Origin of the sequence: Aquabacterium sp. (assembly GCF_048860245.1) — a bacterium.
Taxonomy (GTDB): Bacteria; Pseudomonadota; Gammaproteobacteria; order Burkholderiales; family Burkholderiaceae_C; genus Aquabacterium.
Genome location: NZ_JBLIZW010000042.1, coordinates 1 through 3737, shown reverse-complemented (window position 1 = coordinate 3737; position 3737 = coordinate 1). Strand labels below are relative to the sequence as shown.

Genomic DNA, 3737 nt, shown 5'->3' with positions numbered 1-3737 from the left:
GGCCGATACGACGCCCCAAGTAGCACGCATTGACGCCCATCTGCTGAACCGCAACGGTGTCACGCGCCTGTGCTATTGCGGACCCGTGTTGCACACCCGTCCTGAGCGCCCCCACGCCACCCGCGAGCCTTTGCAGTTTGGTGCCGAAATTTTTGGCCATGCTGGTCCTGAGGCGGACTTGGAGGCGTTGCGGCTGGCGATCGCCTGTCTGCGAGCGGCCAAGGTGGACGGTGTTCATGTCGATCTCGCCGATGTCCGCATTGCGCACCGCCTGTTGGCTGATCTGCCTGCCGAAAGTCCTTTGCGCCAGGACATCCACGCTGCCCTGGCGGCCAAAGATGCAGCGGGTTTGGCTAGCTTGACGCGGGCCATGTCTGCCGTTTCGCGTGAGGGTCTGCTGGCCTTGCTGGATTTGTATGGCGACCAACAGGTTCTGACCAAGGCGCGTAGCGCACTGCGCGATGTGCCTGGGGCTGAAGATGTGATTGCTCACCTTGAATGGCTCGCATCTCGCCTGGATGGCGATGGCGTCGCGGTCTCGTTTGACTTTGCCGATTTGCCTGGCTACGCCTATTACAGCGGCACCCGTTTTGGTATCTATGCCCGTGGCGCCAGCGATGTGCTGGTTCGCGGGGGGCGCTATGACGAGGTGGGTGCGGTCTTTGGGCGCAATCGGCCAGCGGCTGGCTTCAGCCTGGACATCAAGCAATTGGTGCCGCTGTTGCCAGAGGTGGCTTTCCGGCCGGCGATCCGTGCGCCCTGGCAAGACTCCGTGGCTTTGAATGCTGCGATTGCCCAATTGCGCTTGCAAGGGGAAACCGTGGTCTGCGTGATGCCCGGTCATGAGCATGAAGTTGATGAATTTCAATGCGACCGTGAACTGGTGGAAGTGTCTGGCGAGTGGATCGTCCGGGCAGTGTGAACAACTGATTTGAATTGGGTTAGAGATGAAAGCTAGCAATGGTCGCAACGTGGTCGTGGTAGGCACCCAGTGGGGCGACGAAGGCAAGGGCAAGTTGGTTGACTGGCTCACGGAAAGTGCAGAGGGCGTCGTACGCTTTCAAGGGGGTCACAACGCGGGCCACACCTTGGTCATCAATGGCGTGAAAACTGCCCTGCACCTGATCCCCAGTGGCATCATGCGCCCGGGCGTCAAGTGCTACATCGGCAACGGCGTGGTGCTGTCGGCTGCCAAGCTGTTTGAAGAGATTGAAGGCCTGGAAAAAGCCGGGGTGGATGTCCGTTCCCGCTTGCGTATCAGCGAGGCCTGTCCCCTGATCCTGCCGTTCCACGCAGCGCTGGACGTGGCCCGTGAAATGGCCCGTGAGCAGGGCGGTACTGAGAAGATCGGCACCACGGGCCGTGGCATTGGTCCCGCCTACGAAGACAAGATCGCTCGCCGCGCATTGCGGGTGCAGGACCTCAAGTACCCCGAGCGCTTTGCCACCAAGCTGCGCGAGCTGCTGGCTCTGCACAACCATGTGCTGTCCACCTTCCTGGGGTCTGAAAAACTGGCCTTTGCCGAGACGCTGAAGCCTTACCTCAAGGACGGACAGGTCCAGTTTGATCCGGTCTACCAAGAGGCGATGCGCCACGCCGAATTGCTCAAGCCCATGATGGCCGACGTCTCGCGCGAGCTGAACGAAGCGCACAAGGCCGGCGCCAGTCTGCTGTTTGAAGGCGCGCAGGGCACCCTGCTGGACGTGGACCACGGCACCTATCCCTATGTGACCTCCAGCAACTGCGTCGCCGGCAATGCGGCCGCCGGTGCGGGCGTGGGTCCTGGCTTGTTGCACTATGTTCTGGGCATCACCAAGGCTTATTGCACCCGCGTGGGCGGTGGTCCGTTCCCCACCGAGCTGGAGTGGGAAAAGCCCGGCACCCCCGGTTACCACATGAGCACCGTCGGTGCGGAAAAAGGCGTGACCACCGGCCGTAGCCGTCGTTGTGGCTGGTTTGACGCCGCTTTGCTCAAGCGCAGCGCCCAGGTCAATGGCCTCTATGGCTTGTGTATCACCAAGCTGGACGTGCTGGATGGCCTGGAGTCCCTGCAGCTGTGCGTGGGCTATGAGCTCGACGGCGAAAAGATTGACCTGTTGCCCATGGGCGCCGACGAGATTGCCCGCTGCGTTCCCATCTACGAAACCATCGCCGGTTGGTCCGAGCCCACGGTGGGCGTGACCGACTACGCCAAGCTGCCGCTGAATGCCCGCCGCTACCTGGAGCGCATCGAGGAAGTGACGGGCGTGCCGATCGCCATCATTTCGACCAGCCCGGATCGCGATCACACGATCGTGATGCACAACCCCTACGCCGCCTGAATTTCAGCGCTGCGTGTCCTTTTCCCATGACCTGAAAGAGGTGCACCGATGTTGACCGAAGATGGAAAGCACCTCTATGTCAGCCATGAGGAATACCACGGCCTGATCGAGCGCCTGGCGGTGACGGTTCACCGCTCGGGCTGGAGGTTTGATGCCTTGCTTTGTCTGGCGCGCGGTGGACTCCGCCCCGGCGATGTCCTGAGCCGGATTTTCGACAAACCCCTGGCCATCTTGGCGGCACATTCCTACCGTGAAAACGCCGGCACCGTCCAAGGCGAGCTGCACATTGCCCAGCACATCAGCCATTCCGAACCGGTATTGGCTGGGTCGGTTTTGCTTGTTGATGATTTGGTGGACTCTGGCAAGACCTTGCAGCAAGTTCAGCAACACCTGCAAACGCGTTATCCGGCCATCACGTCCTTGCGTACGGCGGTGGTTTGGGCCAAGGGCTGTTCGGTCTTTCAGCCCGATTACGTGGCGGAGCAGCTGCCCAGCAATCCCTGGATCCATCAGCCCTTTGAAGCCTACGACGGTGGCGGCATTACCAAGCTCCTGGACAAGTGGGGCAACGTTCGCTGACCGCGCTCACTATTACGGCCCCCACGTCAATTTGCTTGTAAAAAAACCGCCCGTCCTTTCAAGGTCTGGGCGGTTTTTGCATTCAGAGCAGTGCCTGGGTCAGAACGGTGCTTCGTCTTGAGCTTTGGGTGCGGCAGCGGGTGCGGCAGGGTCGTCGCTGGCGGCCGGTGTGTCCTGGGCTGTTTGTGTAGAAGTTGCGGAGGCTTCGTCGTTGACGGCGGCGTGCTCAGTGCTGGCGACCGCTGCATCGCTGGTTTCCTCGCCGCTGGTCCAGGGCATCGATGCCTGACGGATGGCGGCCTTGTCGCCGGCACCAGCAAACTTGCTGTATTTACCCAGGATCGATACCAACTGGCCATAGACGCGCGGGGTGGCGGCCAGGCATTCGCGCTGCTCCAGGTAGTCGGCTTCGCCAGTGAAGTTACCGACCAGGCCACCGGCCTCGGTCACCAGCAGGCTGCCGGCAGCCACGTCCCAGATGCTCAGGCCGGTCTCGAAAAAGCCGTCGCAGAAACCGGCGGCCACATAGGCCAGATCCAGCGCAGCGGCGCCGGGGCGACGCAGGCCGGCGGTGCGGGGCATCACGTCGGCCATCATCATCAGGTAGCTCTTGAAGTTGTCGCCGGGGCGGAATGGGAAGCCGGTGGATACCAGGCTGTCCTTCAGCTGGGTGCGCTTGCTGACGCGGATGCGCTTTTCGTTCATGAACGCGCCTCGGCCGCGCGTGGCGGTGAACAGGTCGTTGCGGCTGGGGTCATAGACCACCGCCTGCTCGATCTTGCCCTTGACGCTCAAAGCGATGCTCACGGCATACACCGGAAAGCCATGCAAAAAGTT

Annotated in this window: 4 protein-coding genes; 3 read left to right on the top strand and 1 reads right to left on the bottom strand. The window is 61.7% G+C overall.

Annotated features, from left to right (window positions below; translation table 11 throughout):
- From ACMV18_RS04795 to ACMV18_RS04785, 3 genes are all read left to right on the top strand, one after another.
- Nucleotides 1–922, top strand: a 922-nt coding sequence (locus tag ACMV18_RS04795; protein ID WP_420816900.1) for an ATP phosphoribosyltransferase regulatory subunit, incomplete at its 5' end; no start/stop codon positions are given.
- A 25-nt stretch (nt 923–947) separates the two neighbouring features.
- Nucleotides 948–2321 (top strand): adenylosuccinate synthase, encoded by a 1374-nt coding sequence (locus ACMV18_RS04790; protein ID WP_420816899.1) that lies wholly within the window; start codon nt 948–950, stop codon nt 2319–2321.
- A gap of 48 nt (nt 2322–2369) precedes the next feature.
- On the top strand, nt 2370–2900 hold the full coding sequence (locus ACMV18_RS04785) for a phosphoribosyltransferase (protein WP_420816898.1): 531 nt from the start codon (nt 2370–2372) through the stop codon (nt 2898–2900).
- Nucleotides 2901–2999: 99 nt separating this feature from the next.
- Here the strand turns inward: ACMV18_RS04785 and ACMV18_RS04780 are convergent.
- Nucleotides 3000–3737 (bottom strand): inositol monophosphatase family protein (locus ACMV18_RS04780; protein ID WP_420816897.1); only part of this gene is annotated, 738 nt, incomplete at its 5' end.